The organism is Mesorhizobium alhagi CCNWXJ12-2 (assembly GCF_000236565.1).
Lineage (GTDB): Bacteria > Pseudomonadota > Alphaproteobacteria > Rhizobiales > Rhizobiaceae > Allomesorhizobium > Allomesorhizobium alhagi.
Map to the genome: position 1 here is coordinate 13,193 of NZ_AHAM01000096.1, position 20,850 is coordinate 34,042.

The 20,850-nt window shown below is 63.3% G+C and carries 21 protein-coding genes; 1 reads left to right on the plus strand and 20 read right to left on the minus strand.

Features of this window, described 5'->3' with window-relative positions; translation table 11 throughout:
• Positions 1–71: 71 nt before the first annotated feature.
• The 10 genes from MAXJ12_RS12040 to MAXJ12_RS12080 all read right to left on the minus strand — a co-directional run bounded on the left by MAXJ12_RS12040 (position 72) and on the right by MAXJ12_RS12080 (position 11,002).
• Positions 72–2,747, minus strand: coding sequence for a DUF6950 family protein (locus tag MAXJ12_RS12040; RefSeq protein WP_008836140.1), 2,676 nt, complete (start codon positions 2,745–2,747; stop codon positions 72–74).
• An 8-nt stretch (positions 2,748–2,755) separates the two neighbouring features.
• On the minus strand, positions 2,756–3,358 hold the full coding sequence (locus MAXJ12_RS12045; RefSeq protein ID WP_008836141.1) for a hypothetical protein: 603 nt from the start codon (positions 3,356–3,358) through the stop codon (positions 2,756–2,758).
• On the minus strand, positions 3,358–4,095 hold the full coding sequence (locus MAXJ12_RS12050; protein WP_008836142.1) for a hypothetical protein: 738 nt from the start codon (positions 4,093–4,095) through the stop codon (positions 3,358–3,360). The genes MAXJ12_RS12045 and MAXJ12_RS12050 overlap by 1 nt, the downstream gene beginning before the upstream one ends.
• Position 4,096: 1 nt before the next feature.
• Positions 4,097–7,402: a phage tail length tape measure family protein gene (locus MAXJ12_RS12055; protein ID WP_008836143.1), complete on the minus strand. Its 3,306-nt coding sequence runs from the start codon at positions 7,400–7,402 to the stop codon at positions 4,097–4,099.
• Positions 7,399–7,704 (minus strand): phage tail assembly chaperone, encoded by a 306-nt coding sequence (locus tag MAXJ12_RS12060; RefSeq protein WP_008836144.1) that lies wholly within the window; start codon positions 7,702–7,704, stop codon positions 7,399–7,401. Before MAXJ12_RS12060 ends, MAXJ12_RS12055 begins: the two co-directional genes overlap by 4 nt.
• 23 nt (positions 7,705–7,727) lie before the next feature.
• Complete coding sequence (locus MAXJ12_RS12065; RefSeq protein ID WP_008836145.1) at positions 7,728–8,147, minus strand: hypothetical protein; 420 nt, start codon at positions 8,145–8,147, stop codon at positions 7,728–7,730.
• 100 nt (positions 8,148–8,247) lie between these two features.
• The gene (locus MAXJ12_RS12070; RefSeq protein WP_008836146.1) at positions 8,248–9,717 is read right to left on the minus strand and encodes a phage tail tube protein; all 1,470 of its coding nucleotides are present in this window, start codon (positions 9,715–9,717) and stop codon (positions 8,248–8,250) included.
• A 75-nt stretch (positions 9,718–9,792) separates the two neighbouring features.
• Positions 9,793–9,966 carry a hypothetical protein gene (locus tag MAXJ12_RS37610; protein WP_157999630.1) on the minus strand — a complete coding sequence of 58 codons (174 nt, stop codon included), beginning with the start codon at positions 9,964–9,966 and terminating at the stop codon, positions 9,793–9,795.
• On the minus strand, positions 9,966–10,376 hold the full coding sequence (locus MAXJ12_RS12075) for a hypothetical protein (RefSeq protein ID WP_008836148.1): 411 nt from the start codon (positions 10,374–10,376) through the stop codon (positions 9,966–9,968). Before MAXJ12_RS12075 ends, MAXJ12_RS37610 begins: the two co-directional genes overlap by 1 nt.
• Positions 10,376–11,002, minus strand: a complete 627-nt coding sequence (locus MAXJ12_RS12080) for a hypothetical protein (RefSeq protein WP_008836149.1) — start codon at positions 11,000–11,002, stop codon at positions 10,376–10,378. Before MAXJ12_RS12080 ends, MAXJ12_RS12075 begins: the two co-directional genes overlap by 1 nt.
• A 53-nt stretch (positions 11,003–11,055) precedes the next feature.
• Here MAXJ12_RS12080 and MAXJ12_RS36705 point away from each other — a divergent pair, with 53 nt between their 5' ends.
• A complete protein-coding gene (locus MAXJ12_RS36705; RefSeq protein ID WP_139043872.1) occupies positions 11,056–11,277 on the plus strand; it encodes a hypothetical protein in 222 nt (73 codons plus the stop codon).
• An 8-nt stretch (positions 11,278–11,285) separates the two neighbouring features.
• Here the strand turns inward: MAXJ12_RS36705 and MAXJ12_RS12090 are convergent, their stop codons facing one another.
• From MAXJ12_RS12090 to MAXJ12_RS12135, 10 genes are all read right to left on the minus strand, one after another.
• Entirely contained in the window at positions 11,286–11,636 is a 351-nt protein-coding gene (locus tag MAXJ12_RS12090; RefSeq protein ID WP_008836151.1) for a hypothetical protein, read from the minus strand.
• A gap of 229 nt (positions 11,637–11,865) precedes the next feature.
• A complete protein-coding gene (locus MAXJ12_RS12095; RefSeq protein ID WP_008836152.1) occupies positions 11,866–12,303 on the minus strand; it encodes a hypothetical protein in 438 nt (145 codons plus the stop codon).
• A gap of 3 nt (positions 12,304–12,306) precedes the next feature.
• The gene (locus MAXJ12_RS12100; protein ID WP_008836153.1) at positions 12,307–12,930 is read right to left on the minus strand and encodes a hypothetical protein; all 624 of its coding nucleotides are present in this window, start codon (positions 12,928–12,930) and stop codon (positions 12,307–12,309) included.
• Positions 12,931–12,942: 12 nt separating this feature from the next.
• A complete protein-coding gene (locus MAXJ12_RS34370; RefSeq protein ID WP_008836154.1) occupies positions 12,943–13,410 on the minus strand; it encodes a hypothetical protein in 468 nt (155 codons plus the stop codon).
• Positions 13,403–14,809 carry a class I SAM-dependent methyltransferase gene (locus MAXJ12_RS12110; protein WP_008836155.1) on the minus strand — a complete coding sequence of 469 codons (1,407 nt, stop codon included), beginning with the start codon at positions 14,807–14,809 and terminating at the stop codon, positions 13,403–13,405. Before MAXJ12_RS12110 ends, MAXJ12_RS34370 begins: the two co-directional genes overlap by 8 nt.
• 63 nt (positions 14,810–14,872) lie before the next feature.
• Entirely contained in the window at positions 14,873–15,295 is a 423-nt protein-coding gene (locus MAXJ12_RS34375) for a hypothetical protein (RefSeq protein ID WP_008836156.1), read from the minus strand.
• Positions 15,296–15,376: 81 nt separating this feature from the next.
• On the minus strand, positions 15,377–16,675 hold the full coding sequence (locus tag MAXJ12_RS12120; RefSeq protein ID WP_008836157.1) for a phage major capsid protein: 1,299 nt from the start codon (positions 16,673–16,675) through the stop codon (positions 15,377–15,379).
• A gap of 9 nt (positions 16,676–16,684) precedes the next feature.
• The gene (locus tag MAXJ12_RS12125; RefSeq protein WP_008836158.1) at positions 16,685–17,407 is read right to left on the minus strand and encodes an HK97 family phage prohead protease; all 723 of its coding nucleotides are present in this window, start codon (positions 17,405–17,407) and stop codon (positions 16,685–16,687) included.
• A gap of 6 nt (positions 17,408–17,413) precedes the next feature.
• Positions 17,414–19,165: a phage portal protein gene (locus tag MAXJ12_RS12130; protein ID WP_008836159.1), complete on the minus strand. Its 1,752-nt coding sequence runs from the start codon at positions 19,163–19,165 to the stop codon at positions 17,414–17,416.
• 10 nt (positions 19,166–19,175) lie between these two features.
• A complete protein-coding gene (locus MAXJ12_RS12135; protein ID WP_008836160.1) occupies positions 19,176–20,849 on the minus strand; it encodes a terminase large subunit in 1,674 nt (557 codons plus the stop codon).
• Position 20,850: the final 1 nt, after the last annotated feature.

The window sequence follows — 20,850 nt, forward strand, 5'->3', positions numbered from 1 at the left end:
GCTCCAATGCGTGATGCCCTGCCGGAGATAGCAGGGACAAAGGTTTCAAGTTTTCAGGGGGGAGGGCTGGCTCAGCTGACGATCGCGGCGTCAGGCCCGGAAAGGGGCCCGGCGATTCCGGATCGATTCAGAGGTTCGGCGTAGATGTCGAATGTACCCGTGGTCGAAACCACCGGGATCGCGTAGGAGACCCCCGGCGAAACCGCCGGGGTCGCCATCAAGTCGGTGGTGCGGTTCAGGACGCCGCCAGAGGCCACCCGGTAGATCGCCACGCTGGAGAGATGGCTATCGTTGGCGGTCCCAAAATTGGCGACGAACTGGCCGGTTCCGTCCGATGCGGTGAAGGAAAGCAGCGCTACCGGCGGTGTCGCATCCACGGTTGCCAGTATCTCGACAATGGGTGTCGACCAGTTCGATACGGTTCCGCCTGACGCCTGGACGGCGGCTTGGGCTTCGAGCAGTTCGTCGGCCGGAACAGGATTGGTGTTCAGAGTGACAAGCCCCGCCGACGCTTCGACGTCGGGGAAATCCTGTTCAATCCAGGTACCCGCCACACCACCGCCGATGTCCTTGACCCGATAACGGACGAGTGGAGTGACCGACTCCTCCGGTGGCTCCAGGATGACGACACGGATGTAGACCGAGCTACCGTTGCCGACCGCCGTCACAGTGTCGATCGTGGGGGTCGTCAGCTCGCTTTGCGTCGGTTTCGCGGGGATCGGTGGCGCCGCTCCCTCATCTGTCGCTGGGGTCCAGTTGTCGATATCTGTTGGATGCTTCTTCCACTCCATCTGGAAGCCGCCCTGCATCAGGGCGAGGATCGAACGGCGGTTCTCGACGATGACGTCGTTCAGCGACGGGATCCGATACGTGGATTCCACCCTCACCCAGCGGGCATGGATCGCGTTGACGGCCGATAGTCTCAGATCGAAGTTGCCGCTCTTTTTCTGCTGGAGCCGCTTCCATTCGCGGAGTGTCAGCCTCTTGGCCTGCCGCCAGTTATGGACCCAGCCCAGATCGGCCTCAGCGGAGAGCACCCTGCCGACCTTGGCCTGATCGCTCGGGCTCTCGATGTAGTCGGCAACCGCCGTCGAATAGTCGGTCGCCGGATAGGTGAACCGCGGGACGAGGCGGTTGACCTCGTCCTCCTCGGGAACATCGTACTGGACGAAGTGGCCGACGATGTCGGCATCCGTGATGGTCTCCACGAGCTCTTCGCGGAACTTGCCGACCGTGAGAACAAGCGTACCGTCGCCATGCTGGGCGAGATGGCCATCGCAGGCCGCAAGGAACGAGTTCAGGATGCCGATCGGGTCAGTTTCGGTGGTCGCCCAGCCGTTGACCTCGTAGCGCGGTTCGGTGCCGCCCGCGGCGCGGGGCACCTCCTCGTCGCAGATATCGGCTTCTTCTTCCCAGCGCTCCTGGACCGGAACGATGGCCTTCGTGTAATCCCAGCGCGGTCCATAGGGGCAGAAGCAGAGCCACCACACCATGCAGAGCGCCGGGTTGCGGGAAAACTCCCAGGTCGAGTCATCCTCGGGATCCTGTACCGGATCGCGGAAATCCCACACCAGAGCGAGATCGGCGGCCACCGAGGGCTGCGGCGCGCCGTGCGGGAATCTCTTCTGATAATCCTCGGCGCCAGGCGCAACGCACATCATCCCTAGCGACGCGGTGCCGTCGCCCCGATGGTCGTCGGTCCAGATGCCTTCCGCCTCCAAGGCATCGACAATCACGTCATATGCGGTCTCAGTGGCCAGCCCGAGACGGGTATCTATCCAAATCCTGTCAGGACGGTAGCGGCCGTCATTGGTGCTTGCGGCCGATACGAAATTGTCTCCAGCGACCGTAATGGTGTCGTCATGGAGATAGATCGCGTTGATGGCGCTGATCTTGTGGCCGCAGAGAGCTGTGACGGCATAGAGCCGGTCGGCCTTGGACTCCCAGAGCATGTAGGCCCCGGCGATCCGGTTCGTCCCGACCCCAAAATGAACCGGAGGTATGGCCTGCACCTTCGGAGACTTGCCGTCCGCAGGCTTCGGCGGCTGCGGCATCGAGGGCGCCAGCAGCGCATTGAGCCCAACGGAAACCGCTGTTGTCGCCAGCGCAGTCAGACCGGTGGTCAGGAAGCCGATGGCGGCGTTCGACAGCCCCGGCAGCGTGGCCGTGATCGCGAACAGGAAGAAGCTTTCGATGATGCCGGTCTGCTGCTGCTGCGCAGGCTGCATCATCATGGTGGAGCCCGCGAATTCCTGCGAACGGCTCCTGATAGTCCCGCTGTAGCTGACCTGCGGCGGCGGCCCCAAGTCGCGGACCGCGGCATCACCGAACCGCCAGACCTCCACCGTCTTGAACTCCCGGGCGACCTGGCCGCGTACCGAACGGCCAACCCACAGCCCGCCGGCCCTGACGACCGGAGCCGGTTTCAGAACACCATCCGGCAGCGTTGGGGCAAGAACAACACCGATGTCGCCGTCACGCGGCTCCGCTGCGATCCTTATCCAGCCCGTCGGACGGAGCTGCTGGTCGATGAAGCACGCGAACCCGCCGGCGCGGAGAACGATCCGAACAGCCTCTTCCTCGGTCGAGTATGATCCCCTGATACCGACGCCAGGATCCCGGCCGGTGAGCTCGAAGGCCCAGTTCGCGACGAAGAGGGTGCAGTCGTCGCCATCCCAGCCCGACGCTCCGCCGCCCCAGCGCCAGCGTTGCCGGCTGGCGGCCTGCAGGTAATCTTGAACGTTCATGGATACCGTCAGAACCTTGGCCAGACCGGAGCGACGCCACGTTCAAGACGCGAGACGCCGTCGCAGAACAGATCGGTGGGATGTTCCGCTTTGTGGTGGACAGGCGACCACAACACCTGTGATTGCCGATCCCTCGTCGTAATGCCGAACCCGACCGATAGCCCCATGGTGACCGACGGATTGTCGGTCCCGGTGACCGGCGGTGATGCTTCAGTCAGGTACGACGCCCGCCCGGTGATCAGTGGAACGATGGAGCTCATCGGCTGATGGTCCTGGTCGAGGGTTGTGATTCCGACGTGGAAGTCACGCCCCCTGACGTCCAGGGCGTCGAAGTCGACCTTTGCCGCGGTTGCGGGATCGATGCCGCTGATCTGGAAATCGGCGCGGTCCGCGATGCCGTTGATGACGGCCTCGAGGCTTGGCACTTCCCGGAGAACGCCCCCGCCGACATAGCGTTCGGACGTCGAAGGATCGATGCTATCGATGCCGGCCGGGATATCGTTGATCCCGAGCCAGAGCCGCATCGGGTCATCGGTATCGAGCCTCAAGAATACGCCGAGCTCGTGGCTGCCGCGCAGCGCCTCGATGACGTTATCGGGGACGCGTGCCATCAGAATGCTTCCGTGAACTGCAGTGTCGGCTCCGAAACCCAGAAGCCTTCAGCCTCCTGCGGAAGCGTGAAGCCCGCCGGAAACTTCATGACGCACCGCGGCCGCGCGAACTCGAGGCGCTGCCCTACAGTGATCGCCTCGCGGAGCGGAACATCGATCGCAACGGTGTAGATCGGGCTCTCCGCTGACGGATCATTGATATCGCGGATTTCCCATGGCCGTGACGCCCGCCAACCCTTGGTCTCGTTGTAGATCGAGAACCAATCCGAATGCCGGAGCAGACGGGCGGCACCGAAGAGCTGGAATTTGATGACCCCAGCATTGTATGTCGCCGCTTCCGTTACCTCGCCCCACACAGTCGGCTGGCTATAGCCGGAGCCGTCCGAAAAGGTGGAGCCGTCCGAATGCGGGATCTCCGAAATGATCGGCTCCGGCCCGCCGTTGGCATCGACCGGGAATGGTCCGACCCAATCGGTTAGAAGTGGGACGTTGACGAACCGGAACGAGCCATTGAGACGTGCCGCGATCCAGTTCACGTATTCATGCTGCTCCCGGTAATGGGTGAAACATTCCTGGTAGGAGGCGGTGACGATCGGGCCACCGCTGAGGCCTATTGTGATGCCCTCGCCGAGGCCATTTCGGCCGCCCTCAAGTCCGCCGCCCTGTGTATCGAACGAGAACCGTTTCGGCCGCAGGTAATCGATGTCGATCGTCGGCACGTTGATGTAAACGGCCATCTCAGCCCATCCGCTTAAGCCGCTTATAGCGGTGGTCGTCGGCCGCGGCTCCGCCCTGGCGCTGGCGATAGCTGTAGTTGCTCACGGCCTTAGTCGAGGCCTGGTTGGCGATCGGCGGTGCGTCTGATTGCACGACGCTCTCGACGAACGGTCGCAGGTTGCCGTTCTTCTCCGAGATGCCGATCGTGATGTGCTGGCTGCCGCCACCGACCACCTCGCGGGCATGTGCCATCGACTTGAAGACCGGCTCGCCGCGGCGAAGGATCGCCGGAACTTCGTCGCCCGCGATGCCGCCATTGTGGAGGCGGGGTGCACCGATGAAGACGCGCGGATCGACGCCGTAGCGCATCGAGCTTGCATAGCCTGCGATGCCGCCGCTGTGGAAAAGGCCTACACCGCCGCCGGCGATGAAGGATGTCGCCAGCGGCGAAATGCTCATCATGTGGCCGACAGCACCGCCGAGCCCGCCGAATGCGCCCATCAAACCGGAGAACCAGCCGCTTCCACCCGCACCGCCACCGATGCTCATCAGCGCGTTGCCGAGTTGCCCCAGACCGCCCGCGAAGCCGCCCAGGCCCTGCGTGGCCGCCGCAGCAGCACCGCCCAGCTTGCCGACACCTTCCGTTGCTCGCCGGACATCGAGCTTGGCAGCATCAATCCAGTCCAGGCCGACGCCTCCGGTGCCGAGGCCTGGGCCTCCGGTATTTCCGGAGAGCATCTCTAGCTGGAGGCCGCTGGCACCCATTCGGGTGGCGCCAGTGGCGAAACCAACATGCCCGCCGGTCTGACCAATACCGAAGCCGTTCGGCTTGACGAGCACATCGCCCTTGAGCACCTGGGATGGGTCGATCTTCGTTCCCCAGTTCAGGAACGAGTTCGCGGTCAGGCTGCCGGTCCCGTCGACGCCGATCTGCTCCAGCGATGAATTGACGAAGGCCGCGCACCACGCGGTCTGGGCCGCATTGAGATCGACGCCACCGGCTTTCAGAAATGAGTTTATCTGGCCAGGGTTCTTTTCGCTGAGACCCAAAAGGTTGGAGGCAAGGTCGACCGCGCCGCCGGCACCTCGCGAGACCGCGCCTGCAGGGGCGGAGAAGTTGTCGTTGGCCGCTCCGCCCAGCACTGCGCCAATGATCCCGCCACCGGCCGCGACGCCGCCAGTCGCGCCTCCCTTCCCGCCGAGAAGCCAGCTAGACAGCGACGATGCCAACTGTTCGAACAGCCGGTCCAGTTCCTTGTCCATCTGCTTGTTGAGCGCGTTGAGGAGTGAATTCCCCAACGCCTCCCCGATATCGCCACCGCTCTGGACCAGCTGCGACCTGAAGTCGGAGAAAAAGCCCTTGATGCCGTCGCGGAGCTGCGTGAACTCATCCATGGCGCGCATCTGCTGCGCTTCCGGGGAATTCAGATCGACGGCAAGGCCGGCGCTGCGAAGGCGAGAGGCGATCTGCTGATCGATCGATGAGCGGCCAAGTTGATCCCGTTCGAAGGCGAGATCACGGTTGAGGTTCGCACGCGCGATCTGCTCCGCGTAGCGGCCGTACTCGGCCGCCTTCTCTTTGATCAGCGCAAGCTCTTTTTCGTCGGCCGCAACACCATTCCTGGCCGCTTCCTCGCGCAGCTTTGAGGTCAGATCGTACTCCATCCGGAGACGAGCGACTTCGCCGGCGGTCTGGCCAATGAGCGAGATTTCAAGCTGCTGTTGCGCCATGGTGGCGTCGAGCGAGCGGGCGCGTTCCTTCCGGGCTTCGGAAAGCCCAATCTCGGCTTCCGCCAGCGCCAGCTTGCCGGCGAGGTCGATGCGGTCCGCGCGCGCGGCTGCGCTTTCGCTGTCGTTATACTGTGCCGCGGCGGCCGCTCTCGCAGCGGCGGAACGTTCCGCTGGCGACTTGGCGGTCATCTGAAGGAAGCTGGCGTTGGCCGCGTCTCTACGGCGCTGTGCCGCCATGCGCTCCTGGCTTTGGAAGAGCGCCAGATTGCCCATATCCTCGCGGTTAGCGGTGCCCTGCGACAGCAGCATCCCGTTCGGACCGACGGTGTTGAAAAGCTCATTCTTCAGCCGGTTCGCATCGGCTAATGCTCGGGCGAAGGCTTCGACCTCGCGCAAGGCGTTGGCGATCTCGCCGGCAAGCCCCCTGATCCCGGTATTGCCGCTCGCGGCGCCCATCTCCTCGAGACGACGAACGAAGCCGATAATGTCCGGGCTACCCTCCCGGGCTGCCTTGATCATGGCGTCGATGTCGGTCGACAGCATCTTGAAGAGTTCCGTCCCCCGGAACGCTTTCGGTCCGCCGATCTCGTCAAGCCATTCCTCGGTGGCGCCGGTGATCGTGCTGCCGATTGCCGAACCGCCGAACATCGTCGGCTCAGTCATTTCGCGGAGCCGCTTCTCCATCGCCGCGATGTTGGTGGAAAGACCGAAGCCCGCCGCGCCAGATGAGCGCTTCCCGTAGGTATCGGCCGCGGTGGCTGCCTTGCCCCAGACTTCCTCGATTCTCTTAACTGCTGCCTCGTGATCCTTGAGCACGTCAGACGACTTTTTGGTCTCATCGGCGGATTTCGAGAAATATTGGATCGCCGCCGCGGCCGCCGCGGTCATCCCGACAGTGATCAGCATCGTGGGGGAAACGAGCGACATCAGACCCGAGGCAAGAGCGGATAGCCCGCCGCCCATCTGCATGACCATCGCGAGCTGGGGACCCTGCTGGAGGGCCGTGGCAATAGGCGACTGGCCCATCATCGCCATCATGGCAATGTCTTGGACCTGGAAAGCGGCGTTGCTCGCGTTGAAGTTGCCACCCCCGCGAAGCGCGTTCCCGGCCCCTCGAGCGTTCTGGTTTGCCGCAGCGTTGAGCCTGGTCGTAGCCGCCGCTGCCGTGTTCGCGGCTACTGCCTGGGCTGAAAGCCGTGCCGTCGTCGACGTGATCGCGGCTGCGAACTCATGCTGTCCCTTGGCGGCGAACTGGGCTCCATCGCCGAGCTGGCCATACTTGCGGAAGATGCCCTCAAGGATCGGCTCGGCCTGCGACATGCTGATCTTGCCGGCGTCGATGCCGCGCGACAGGCTGTTTACCGCGCTCTGCATGCGCTGCGCCGAGGCGTAGCCATCGACATACTGCCGAGAGAGCCTGGCCAGCACATCACCGGCCTGGCTGATCTTGGTGTCGGTCTGCTGGATCGCGGCGCCGACGCCCTGCGCCGATGACGTCATAGCTTTGTCGGCAGCTACCTTCTGGTTTGCCCCGGCGACATACTTGGCGGGATCCATGTCCGCCGAGACCCGAAGGGTGCGAAGTTCAGTCGTCATGTCTCCGCCTCCTTCTGTTTCCGGGCCACATGTTCAAGCCATTCGTCATCGATCGCCGACAGCATCCGCCTGAACAGGCTGAAATCGGCTCCGATGATGTCGTTGTCGCGGGCGTATTGGCTGATCGCCGCGTAAGGGATCGGAGTTTCGCCGCCGAAGGCACCGAACTGGCGGTCAAATCGGAGCGCATCCCAGGCCCGCCAGTACAGGCTGTGCCAAGGCTCGGATTCAGCCTCTTCGGGCTGGTCGTCGATCGCGATGAATTCGGCCTCGTCGGGATTTTCCTCGGCAAGGCGCTGCAACCATCCGTTCCGGCCTTCCTGGCTCAATCGCCAGAGGAAGGCCGATCGGAGTTTTTTTCCGCTTCCTCGACGAACTCGAGTTCCACCTCCGATAGAGTGCCGGCACACCATTCCACGGCGGCAACAACGTTCCGGTACTCGGGATCGGGGAGGATTTCGCCAGCCTTCTCGGGGCTATACGGCACGTCGAGACCGCGCCAGCCGTGCAGGATGTGGGTGTGATAGAGTTTGCCGAGTTCTGAACTGAGAACATCCTTCGGGACCGGCTTCTTCTTATAGGTCCGCGCCAGGCGCTGGAACATCAGATCCCGGGCAATCGTGAAGGCCGGGAGATGGAGGGAGGAGACGTTGAACGCAACGCCCGGCCAATCCGGGAAATCTACCCAGTCGCCCTTGGCTTCGCGCGTCAAATCGGCCTTCAGCGAGGAAAGCTTGATGGTCATTTGTCGGAGATCCTTTTGTCGGAAGGGGTGGCGACGGGTCCGACAACCCGCCGCCTATCTGCGCGCAGAACCTTGTCCCCGGTGTCGGCCGGGGATTTCGTCAGACCTCAAAATACTCGAGGCGATCCAGGATGGCGTGCGCCGAGGTCAGCGTGTCCTTGCTGGCCTGGCTCGAAAGCGGGAGCATCGCATCCGTGTTCTTCGCGGTCGCGTTAGGCGCCCCATCGGTATAGGTCAGCCGCGGAACGGCCCAGATCATCGCCTGGCTGTCCTTCGCGATCCGGATGTTGATGTTCGTCGCGGTGCCGGCAAAAAGCTTCGTCAGCAGCGCGTTGGAGCCGAAATAGGTTTCCAGCGAGACACCGACGTCGACCGATCCCTTGCCGATATCTTCCGGCCCAACGAGGCCGTCGGAGCGGATGCCGCCGATCGGACGGAGATTGTTGTTGATGGTGAGCGTCGCCGACCGGATGTAGTTCGGGCCGCCGACGGGGACGCCGTTCTCCGCGATACGGCCGACATTGACGGCGGCGGCCATGATCGCATTGGTGGTCGCGTCATCGGGCGAGGCATCGAGCGAGGTCGTATCCTGGGTGCCGGTGAGACCTGAGAACGTCAGGGACCAGGTGGCGATCTGCTCGGTCACGAACCTGAACTCGCCCTGGCCGGCCACCATGCCACGCTGCGCGATATAGGTCGGGACAGACTGCCCCATAAAACCGCGCTCGATGGTCTGGCCCAGCGTGAGAAGCCCGTTCTTGAGTTGGTCGCCGAACCAGACCTTGATGGTCTTGCCGGCGCCTGCATCCGTGGTCCAGCCGGTCGGCAGGTTGTCGAGCGTCAACTCTGTGGCCGCAATAGCGGTGATGCGGGCCCAGCCATTGCAGGCAGCTGTTGCGAACTTATCGGCGGTCGCGGTGCCGCCGATCTTGATCCACTGCCCGACTGCGAGCCCAAGCGTGGTGAGGTCCAGCGCGGTGGAGCCGAGACCCGCGGCGAGAGCGGTGATGTCGCCGGAGGCGCCCTGGAAGCCGACAACCTTCATCCTAGCTGCTGCAGGTGGAGCTGCTTCGGCGACGAAGCCGGCGCCCAGGAATGCCGGGACAGTCGCGGATCCGGTGGTGCATTTGAAGACGCCGTTGTTTTCGTCGGCCGTGAAGCCGCTGAGCAATGCGAGTTGGCCGGCAACGAAGGCATCGCCGGTGGTCACGGTGACGACATCCGTGGTGTCGGTCACCGCCGTGATGACGCTGTCGGCTGTGCCGTCGTTGTCGCGAACCGGCGTGTTCACCCATTCCTTGCAGAACAGGGATTCGAGCCAGTCCGAGAACGGCGAGTTGTCGACCGGGAATGAGAGCTCGCCGTTAATCGCGCCCTGGTTCTGCTCGTTGACCTTGATCGGGTCGGAATTCATCCGATCGTCGCGGATCTCCTCCGACGTGACGAATTGCGGCGCGAACCGCAGCTGCTCACCGGTGAGGCGGGCAGTGCGCATGCGCGGCGTCGTCGGCGTCACACCGAGCGTGGTTTCGCGAACGCTGGTTAGGCGCAATCTGTTCGAGTCCGACATGACATTTCTCCATGGCAAATGGCGCCGCGGTCAGGCCGGCCGGGCGAAAACACGGTTGAGGATGTTTGGGAGGAGTTAGCCTGCGGCTTTGCCCTTGCTGGGCTTTGGCTCCGGCTTATTGTCGCCGACGAAGCCGCGGGCGAGGAGATCTGCGAAGGTGAAGGGGCGAAGATCGTCCGCAGGGCGGACGACGTCACCGTCCTTGAAGTGGCGTTGCCGGGTGTTGAACGGTTTCAGCGCGGTTTTCATCATTCGTCCCTCTGCCAGGTGATTGTCGCCGTCATGGCGTAATAATTGCCGAACTCACGCCCGGGCTCGCCGGCGCCGATCGAGGCCTCGCGGAAAGTCACAGATCCGATGTCCTCGCCGCGGAAGAGGTCAACGAGCTGGCGTGCTAGCTGCCTGGCCGTCCCGCTTCCGATGCCGTTCGGCGTCATGACGTGAAGATAAAGCTGTCCGACCTCCCGCCAGAGATTGTCGGTTCTGGGTTCCGCCCCGATCGACGCCTGGTCAAAGAAGTCGCCATAGACCTCGACATAGACGAAATGCGCCGGCACGTCGGGCAGAGGATAATCCTCGTTTTCGAAGACGAGCGGCGTTTCCGTCCATTGAGCGCGGAGGCGCTGTTCGATGGTCTCGAAAGCTTCTGGGCTGGACATCAGAGCGTGTTCACGATGATTGCGGGATAGGTGATCGGCATGCCGGCCAGGCGGTCCTTGCGGGCGCCCGACCGCTTAAGCCGGTATGGGATCATCGCATGCACGCCAGACTTGATGTCGAGGAACCTGGTCTCAAACCGGGCAACTGCTCCGAAGCGGCGAGCCAGAACGTTCTTGGTGCCATCGAAGAGACGGCGGCGCGGGATGCCGAGCCGTCCTGTTTCAACCTTCCTCACGGTCGGGCTGAAGTTTGTGATGATGACCTCCCCCTCAGCCGGGATCGACTTGAAATCGGCCACGACAGCACCGCCGGCAATCACGATGAATGATGAGGCGAACCGGCCCGACTTCCGCGGTGCCCGCTTCTGCAACTCCGCCAGCGCCGCATTGATGATCAGCGGCCAGTTCGTGAATTCGTAGACGATCGGGCCCGGGGCAACGACGCTTTCCTCCGGAGCGCCTGCCCTGCCGTTGACGTATCGCTCATATTGAGGCGACGCCCCGGCCGCGATCGCCTTTGCGAGTTCGGCGCGCGCGAAGCGGGCGAGTTCCTTCGAGATCGCCTCCGGCTCCAGCCCGGCCGTCGCGATGCGGAGATCGCGTTCGAATGCCTCGAAACCAGCCATTAGGCGGCCTCGATACGGTTGGCATGCTCCAGGCGAACCCAACTCGGAGCGTCGTGCCTAAACTTGATTTTCACATCCCCAACGAGCACCCGCATTGCGAAGCGCGCCTCATCGCCTTCACCCTGAATTACAGGCCGGCCGTTCTCATAAGGATGGACAATGACGGCCCGCTGCTCTTCGTCGGCAGTGATGACGTGGTCGACCGGCTCACCGTCGAGGTAAATGACGGCGAAGCGGCTTTCGGGCCTGTAGCCTGGGTCTCTGTCGCTCGCTGAAATGCGCATCAGCCCCTCACCTGCAGTTCATAGGCGATCAGCACACCCGCAACCCGCCTGGTGCTGTCGTCGGCAGCCTCGATGTTGAGCTCCTTGCCCCGGACAACGGCCTTGTCGCCCTTCTTGAGGTCGAGAGGCACTTGTGCGGCGATGAGATCATCGGCCAGCACGATAAGCTTGCGGTCGCCCTGCTGTATGGTCCCGACAAGCTCTTTCGGCTCATACCCGGTGACCCGGGCCAGCACGGGCGCATCGAAATAGGGCCGGTTGGCCCCAGCCCCGGTGTACCGACGGATGACGATCTCTTCGAACGCGCCGAGGGCTCGGCGATAGCTGGCCTTGATGGAGTCCGGCGTCATTTGCGCGGGCTCGGCGGAGGCCCGATGTCGGGCGCCTGAAAAACGATTACCCAGCCAGGTGCGGCGTCATGCCAGGGATCGCTACGACCGCTGTATCGGCGCCACTGGCCAGCCACGCCGCATTCGCATTCTAGCCGGACTTCGCTGCTGAACAGCCGTTTGAAGCGTGCATCAGGATCACGTCCGCAGCGGGGACACGAGGCTATACGGGTGCGCGGCTGGTAGCCCATCACCGCACCGCCGCGCGGACCGATACCGACGTGTTGCCGGCATAGGTGCCTGTGCTGGTCACCTTGGCCCGCAGCCGGTCGCCGAGCACGCCGTCGACCTTGCCTTCGACCGACAGGGCGGCAACCGCGGCAACCGCCGCGGCGGCTTCAGCTGACAGATTGGAGGTTTTCGAGGCGTTCGCTGTCGTGAAGTCGAACCGGCAGACGTCGATCCAGTCGCCGCCCTGGTTGATGCTCGTCTGGACGATGACGGCGCAGGTCGTGCCGCCCGAGCCATAGACGAACTCGCAATACAGCGTGGCCGATGCCATGCCTTCCAGGCGGTCGATCAGTTCCTGGGCGACGCCGGCCGCGGAGACACCATCCGTGATGACGGAATCGGTCACCGCCGCCGTGATGGTGGCAGTGCCGAGATCGTATATGCCGGGACGTTCCATGGATCAGATCCAGTGCTGGATGTAGGGGCCGAGAAGTTCGATGACGTCGGCGGGAGCGAGAGGATCATCAGCGGGCGCAACCCACCATTCCTTCTCGATGAGTCCCGGGATGTTTTCGCGCTTCAGCCCCGGCTCCTGTGTCGCGTCGGCCGAGAAGATGCGCACCATGCGCGCAGCGGCATCCTTGAGATCATCGGGAACCGTCGCCCAGCCCGCGGTGTAGGCAACGACGATCTTGCCGCATCGCCAGCATGCCGGATCGTCACCGGAAAGCCGGAGAAGCATCCCCGGTGAGGCGTCGACCTCATAATCGGCGGCATCGACCGCTGTGCCGTCTTCCGTCACTGATGCCACAGATGAAACCGGAAGCCTCGAAAGGATGAGGCAATCGGCAGACCGGTCGAGGCGGAAGGTTTCGCTCAAAACCTCCTCGCGCAGCGTCGCCGGTGTCGCTCCTGCCGTAGCAACCCTGCAGATGCGCGCGATCGTCGCGGCCACCCTGGCGCCAACAATCGCCAGCTCGGCGTCGCGGCTGCTGTCCGAGACACCGACTGCGGCGCGCAGCTCGGCGACCGAAAGCAAGTTGCGATCGGCCGCCGGCGTCGTGACAGTGAGGATGGAGCGCACCGGAGGCCTCGTTTATGCAGCAGCCGGTGCGGTGCGGGCAGCCATGATCTTGTCGACCATGGTGGCCTTGTTGTCGTCGGTTTCCACCGCGATCTTCTCGGCGTCGGCGAGCTCATGCAGTTGCGCGTTCGTCATCTTGGTGAGATCGGCGCGCATCGCCTCCAGGGCCTTTGCGGCGTCTTCAGCAGTCACGGCCGCTTCGATTTCCTCAGGCGTGCTCCGCGAGGCATAGCCTTCCGGCGGATATTTCGACGCCGGATAGCCAGCGGCGACGTACTCGGCGATGGTGGGTCCATCATCGCGAAGAACCTCGGTCTTCTTCCCCGCCTTCAGGGCCTCGACATACTTCTCGGCTTTCAGCCCGTCGAACAGCCCGGCCGGAACCTCGTCATCGGTGCCCTTGACGATCTCGCGCCCGTAGGCGGTACCATCGGCGACACGAACGGTGCGCAGTACCTTCACTTTCAGCATGTCAGACATCGGTAGTTCCTTTCGATTGGCCCTCCACGAGCCGGTTGGGATGACGGGAATGGTCGTACCGGCCTTCGATCTCCTCGGCGGATGGCAGCCGGTCGTGCACGGCCATGGTGACGCGAACGGGATCCTCGCCGCCGCCATCGAAACTGAGATCGACGGTGTCGTAACCGTAGATGCGCTCAGTGATCGGAGCGTTGGCATCCATCAGCGAAGTCGTCTCCGGGAATCCGATTTCGATTCCCCGAGCTTTCGCTATGCCGAGGTGGAATTCGACACATCCCCTGCCCTTCTCGGCGTCGTGGCTGTTGCGGTAGCTGAAGTCGCAGCCGAAAAGGCTGATCTGGCGGACGCCGATGTGCACCGCGTATGCCACCGCATAGGCGGCCGTCGAATTGAAATAGGCGATGCCGCAGGAGTTGATGACATCTTCCAGCGGGAAAGCTTCCAGCCCCGGATAATCGGGATGAGGCCGGCTGGTATAGATCGGGCCAGGGTGCCGGCGCATCCACTCAAGCATCTTGGCGATGTTACTTTCTGGTCTCGCGGCGGCGCGGACCTCCTGGACCCGGACGTCATCCATGTGGAAAACGCGGTCGCATTGGAGAACGCCGCCGACGGCATTGATGCCCCAGACCTCGTCGCAGAGTGCGTGACGGCCGCCGAGCCGTTTAGTGAGGTCGACGAACGTCTCCAGAGACGGTCCAAGCCCCAAGATAACGACATGGGCAGGGACTGCGCGAACAGTTGGGTCCGGGAGAGGCTCAACGCTCGGCCGGCCATCAATGTCGGCGCGTTGCGCTGTAACCACAACCGTCCGACCCTCGATGTCACGCTCGACTTCCGAGGTCGGTCCTCTCTGGCCGTACCAGCCGGTGACCCGCCAGCCGGCGCTTTCCAGTAGCGCGGCGAATTCAGCCCGGGTGTAGTGGCGGTGATGGTGAAGGATCCTGCCGCGGTGCGGAAACACCGTCTCGTTGGGTACGCTCGCGATCAGATACGGCGCGACTGCATGGAGCGCCCTCAACATCGGGAGCGGATCGGCGAGGTGCTCGATTGTCTCAAAGCAGACCGCGGCATCAAATGAATCATCTTCGTAGCCGGCCACATCCATGACATCGCCGACCTGGAGCCGGGCAGTGATCGCAGCGTGATGTATCCGACCGAAGGCAACAGCAGCCTCGCTGCGGTCCATTCCGAGGACATCATTGCCGGCTTCGGCGAGGAGAGCGGCGCCGTAACCGATGCCGCAGGCGAGATCGACGACGCGTTTCCTGCCGCCGATGACGCCGGCCGCGAATTGGTATCTGGCGACGTGGTCCCGCCGGATGCCTTCCAGCGTTTCCGCGACCTGGCGCTCGCCATTGTCCAGCGCGTCGGCGCCGGCCGTGATGTGCATGTTCATGTGGGGAAGCCTGTTGTCGGACAGGAAAGGGAAACGCGCCGGCCGGAACCGGCGCGCTATGGATCAGTCGGCTGGCTTGCTGGCGGCCTGCTGGATCGCGTCGACATGCACGGGCGTGCCGGCCGTGGCTGTCGATTTCACGCTGCACTGAACGTAACGCTTGCCGCCCTTGTAAGCGACTTTCTTGGTCACGTTCATGGTGGTGCCGGAAGCGCGGGCGCCGGCGGCGATGCCGGCTCCGGCTTCAGTGCCGATCAGATCGGCGTCGGCAACGGAAGTCAGGGCGCCAGTGGCGTCGCCTTCCTTGACGGTGACCGTGAACACGGCCGTCGAGGAAGTGATCGCACCGTAACCGACCGAGAAGAGCACCGGGCCGATATAGCCCTTGCGATCGATTATCTTGCCGGTCTTGCCGGTACCGGTGGTGCCAACCGCGACGGGCGAGATGACGCGCTGCGCGTTGAGACCGCTGTAAAGGTCGTCCATTTGAATTCTCCATTTCGGAGTTCAGGGGAAGGGTGAGGATGCAGGCCCGGGCCAGCCGAAACCGGCCCGGGCTTCAGGCCATTAGAGCGTGGCGCATTCCAGCTTGCGGATCGCCTCGGCGAGAACCACCTTGCCACCGTTGCGACGGCGGAAGATGAAGCGGATGTTGCCGCTGGTCGCCTGGGTGTAAGGATCCCGCAGCATCTCCATGGCGATGCGATCAACCATGGTGTAGGCCCGCTTGAAGTCGCCATAGGCGATCGGGTAGAGGCCGGCGCCTTCATTCGGCATGTCGGGGAACTCGACATAGGGATCGCCGTCGATCGTGTTCGGGCGGCCCTGTGCGATTCCCGGCATCCAGATGTAGTTTTTGTCCGCATCCTTCAGTTTGCGAACCGAACCGATCGTGGTGCGGTTCATGATCCACGACGCGTTCTTGGCATACGCGGTCTTCAGCGCATGCTTGAGCGTGAGGAGACCGTTGGCCTGGCCATCGGCATCCGCGATCGTGGCCGCCGATCCGGAGTGGTTCTCGCCAACGCCGGCGTTGGTCAGGATACCCTCCATCTCGCCGACGCCGGTACCGGAGACGAACTCCGCCCCTTCCTTGACGGCGAACTGCTCCGACGCCTCCTCGCGGATCTCGGCTTCCATGTCGAAGGCCGAATCCTCGAGCATCTGGTTGGAGATGTCGATCAGGGCGTACATCTCCGGCGCCACGATCTCCTCGAGGCCGTAGGCAAGACCGGTCGTTTCGGTCTTCGCGCCGTTCTCGTGGACACGGCGGGCCGCGAACTGGCCGGTCCGCTTCGGCTGCTGGATGGATTTCCCGGCAGTGTTGCGGATGCGTGCCAGGGCGCGCGCCGGGCTGAGCTCGGTGACGCCCTTGATGATGTCGCGGACGTACTCGGTCGGGGCAAGATAGCCGCCGGCCGTATCGGTACCGACATTCAGCGCCTTCGCCTCGTTGGCTACGTCAGCCAAGATCTTCTGTTCGTCCGCATTGAGATTCAGCACCCCAAGCGCGTGGGCACGGATAACCGCAAGGCCCCAGGCGCCGTGGCGAGCCTTGGTCTCGACCTCGTTGCCGCGACCGCGTGCATTGTCAGGCAGGCGGGCCAGCATGACCTCGATGCGATCGGATGCCTCCTTAGCGGCCTTCGCCTGATCGGCGGCAACCGTCAGCTTCTGGTTCAGGCTCTCGTACTGCGAGAGCGTGGTTTCGATCTTGGCGAGCTTGTCGGTCGTGACCGGGTCAGCGACGCCCTTCTTCTCGACTTCCTTTAGCCGAGCGTCATTGGTTTCCTTGAAAGCCTCGAAGGCGGTCATGACCGGGGTAACCGCGGCGTCGACCGCGGCTTTGATTTCAGTCGGATCCATAATGGACTCCTATTTCTGGATGAGGGTTGCGAGCTCGCCGAGGCGTGCCCGGATGTGATCGCCTATCCCGTCCTCATCCCGAGGGTCCGGCTTAGCTTTGAAGCCGCCAGCGGCGATCGCTTTGGCGGCGCTGTGCGAGTAACCGCCTACATCCCGTAGGAAGTCCTCGAATTCACGAATTGTCTTGATCTCATCGGAGAACGATTCCTCGGCCGCCGCAGCCTTCATGCTGTAGACCCGGGCCAGGGCGTTCGACGGATCGTCGACGAGGGAGACCTCGCGCAGCACGGCGGCCTTGATGAAGCGGGCCGGCTCTCCGGCCTTGCCGCTGCCCTTGCGGGCTCCGTAAGGCGCAACCCGGTAGCCGATGGAAAGACCCTTCAGGGCGCCTTCCTTGAGCTGGGCGTGGGTCCATTTCCCTTGCTCGGTGTCCAAGCCGATCAGCCTGCCCTTCACATGCAGCCCGTTCGTATCCTCCGACATATCTTCCCAGACGCCGATCGGCTCATGGCGGTTCCCCGTCATGATGCCGTGCATCTTGTACATCGGTGGGAAATTGCCTTTGTCGCGCTTGCGCTCCAGCAGCGATTTCGCGAACGCGCCCGGCTCGATGAGGTCGCCGTGGCTGTCGATGTTCCCGAACACCGCCCCGTAGCCCTCGAATGAGCCCGCCGGCGCGCCTTCGTCGGCGAATTTCACCTCGAAGGGTGTCCCGATGCAGCCGAAATCCATTTTCCTCTACTCCGCGTTGCCCGCTTGTCGGCGCGGCTTCCAGTTTTCATCTACCTCGGCAAAAATCTCCGGTCCGAACCGCAGCTCGCCGCGGTACGGCTCAACCTTGTCCAGATCGACGTCCCCAGCGTCGTAACTGATGGTGACGTGAGGCTGATATTCCGGCCAATCCCACGAAGCGCCGGCTTCCCGGATCGACATGTGTCGCCAGGACAGCTCAGACGACGCGAATTTGAGGGCAACTGTGCCCTCCCTTCCGACGGCCTCGACGACACGAGGTCCTCCCGCCGGAACAATCAGATTTCCCTTGCTGTCCCCGAAGGTCCAGGCCTCGCCGATCGTCATCCAGTCGAGACGTGCCCGACTGTAAGCGATCGTCACATGCAGATCGTCGGCGGCAAGCGTCTTCCCGAAGCCCTGAGCGCGAGCCCATTTCAGAACAGCAGCGGCGTTCAGCAGGCGCCGGCTGACGTAAAGCGTACGGGGCGTACTGGATTTCGCCTCCGCGCCGGCGGCCGAAGGCTCCCCTGGTTGCTGGCCGGCCGGCGCCATCGTGGCTGGCTGCCAAACCTCGTCCATCTTCGGATCATCGTCCGGATTCCAGCCGTCATCCTCACGGATTTCGTTGGGCTTCAGCCAGCCCGGCGATGAATTGGTGCCCAGCGCCGCCTTGTAGTACTCGGTGCGGTCCTTGAGAGAACCGCGAAGCAGCTCCGAGCTGTCGACGCGGCAGTGGTAGCCGGCTTCCCTCTCCTCTTTGGTCAGGATCTGGGTCTCCACAGCCGAGCGAACAGCCTTGATCCATGGCTGTAGGCTGTAGCGGACATGCGCCTCGAGGAAAGCATCGGCGCTGGCAAAGGTCGGCGATTGGTCGCCGGCATGGCCGAGCATGATCGGGAAGACGCCTAGAAGGCGCGCGATCTCCTCGATCTGATGTTTTCGGGTGCCCAGATGCTCGGCGTCGACGCCGGACTGGGCGACCTGCTTCCATTTCAAACCGCCCGCCGTGACTGGGGTATTCCCGGTTTGCGAAACGCCGCTGAAGCTCTGCTGCCACTGCTCACGCAGGATATCAATCTGCGCCTTGGTGAGCTTCTGATCTGTCTCCAGAACCCCGCTCGGGCGGGCGCCGTTGGCGTGCAGCCGCGCATGGGTCTCCTCGGTGGTGCGCGCGAGACCGATCGCCTCCCGGCCTACAACCGACGGGTCTAGCCCTTTGTATGGCGACCACGACGGGCCAGCGATGTGGAAAACCTGGTCGGCCCCGACCGTTGCGAAGTCGCCACCCTCAAAAGTGAGGTCGTAGGTAACCCGGTTGAAGCGATCCGGCAGATTGATCGACGCGCATTCCGGCCTGATCGGGATCATCTCCCGCAGCTGGCCATTGACCACGACCTTGTAGGAGATGCCGTTGCCGGCGCCAGCGGCATGCATCAAGGTGGTGCGCCAGAACTGAAAAGCATCCTGCAGGTTGTTGGCGCGGTTGAGCAGGACATCGTAGGCCGGATGATCGGTCGCCGGTTCCGTACCGCGATCCGTCGACCTGTGCAGCTCTACGGGCAACTGCGCGATGCCTTCGGCAATCACCAGGATGCCGCGATAGAAAGGCGTCACCTGCAACGACGTCGAGATCGAGACCTGTGCCCCAGACTTCGTCGGAATCCCCCAGCCGCCGTTGATCGCGGCCCAGAGTTCGGGCGAGAGGTCGACAGCCTTGGCCTCGTTGTCGCGGCCAAATAGTCGTGAGAACCAACCCATCGGCCGCCTTTCAGAGTACGAATATTTCGGCGGAGCCGGCCGCTTCAGGGTTCTTGACCATCACGGTGACCGCGTCGAAAAGCGCCATGACCGGATCGATCTTCGCATCGCCGGCATTCTGTTTCGTCGCCCGGATCGCGGTTGCGGTCGGCTCGATCTTGAGGTTCGACACGGACCAGGCCATCAGCTTCGATGCGGAATGCTTCAGCGTCCCATTGGCCAGCTTCCGTTCGGCCGTCTTGATCGCGTTCATCATCGCGTAGCCCTGCGGCGCACCAATGACACGGCCGTCTTCCTGGGTAATGCCGATCTCGGCCAGCGCTTCGATGAACTCGCCGAGGCCGGCCGGGTCCACTGCCACCGCGGCAAGGATGCCGGTATCATCGATCATCTGTACGATCTCGATGATCTCGGAGATGTCTTTGAGTTCGTCATCGACTATGGTGAGTTCGCCCGCTTCCGCGAAATCACGCAAGCGAGACGCGATGGTCTGGCGGCGCTCCAGCACGCCTTCGTGGCACCATGCATGCGACCAGGACAACCATTCCCGCGTTTCGCCATGACGGCCGGTGACATTCAAACCGAACAGATCGTCAAGGCCGCCGCCGTCGATACCGACCACAACGACGTCGCAGTGCTCGAGGATGAATTCGAGCGTGATCGCCGGGTCCTCACTACGCTCCCAGAACTCGGCGCCAGGCCATCCATCTGACTTCAGGCCAATTCCGATCTCGATGTTGAGATGCTGGCTGGCCCAAATCCGGATGTCTTTTTCGCCCTTGGTCCGCTCCGTTTCCCAGTCCCTGACCAGGCTGTCCAAGCGCATCGAACGGCCGAGGTTCGGCATTACCATTGGCCAGAGCGCAGGATCCTGCCACTTGGCCTGGTCGCGCGCGATATCGGCCGGGAATTCGTAGAGGACCGGCAGCATCGACCGGACGATCTGCCCCTTGAACTTCCCGTCGCGGATCTTGCGGGCGGTGATTAGCTCGTCGCGGAAGGCGCCAGCCGGCGGCTCGTCGCTCTGCGTCGTGATGATCAGGAAGAACCCTTCCGAGTTCTTCTCCAGTCCGCCCCGAATCTGCCGGATCACCTTGGCCGCATGCGGGTTGCGGCCGAGCAGGTGGAGTTCGTCGAGCAAAACGACGACCGGCATCGCTCCGGTCAGAATGTTGAGGTCGAAGGTCTTCACCTTCATGCTCGACTGGTTGAGCAGATCCCGTATCTCTTTCAGGTGGGGGACCGGGTCAAAGCGCTTTAGCAGTTCAGGATCGGCTTCGATCATGCCGATCGCCTGGTTGTAGGCGCGGTCGGAGATAGCCTGCGTCGGTCCGACGAACAGCATCTCGGCGCGCGGCCGGAGGTTCATCAGCATGGCGGTGATCATCAGCCCGCCGGAATAGGTGGTCTTCGACTGGCCCTTCGGTACCAGCGCCATCACTTCGCGGATCAGTCGCTCGTTGGTGTCCGGATCGCGGGAACCGAACACGGTGCGCACGATGTCGCGGAACCATGGGCCGGCGGCGTCGCGAAGCAGCGGCATGCCAGGCACGTCCGGCAGGCGCAGCGCATCGAAGAACCTGACGGCCAGATCGGCCTCGCGCTGGAACAGCGGCAGGTCAGGGATGAGCGATCGCCCCGAGCGAATCCGCTCTTCCCAATCGACGCAACTCAGATCCCACATG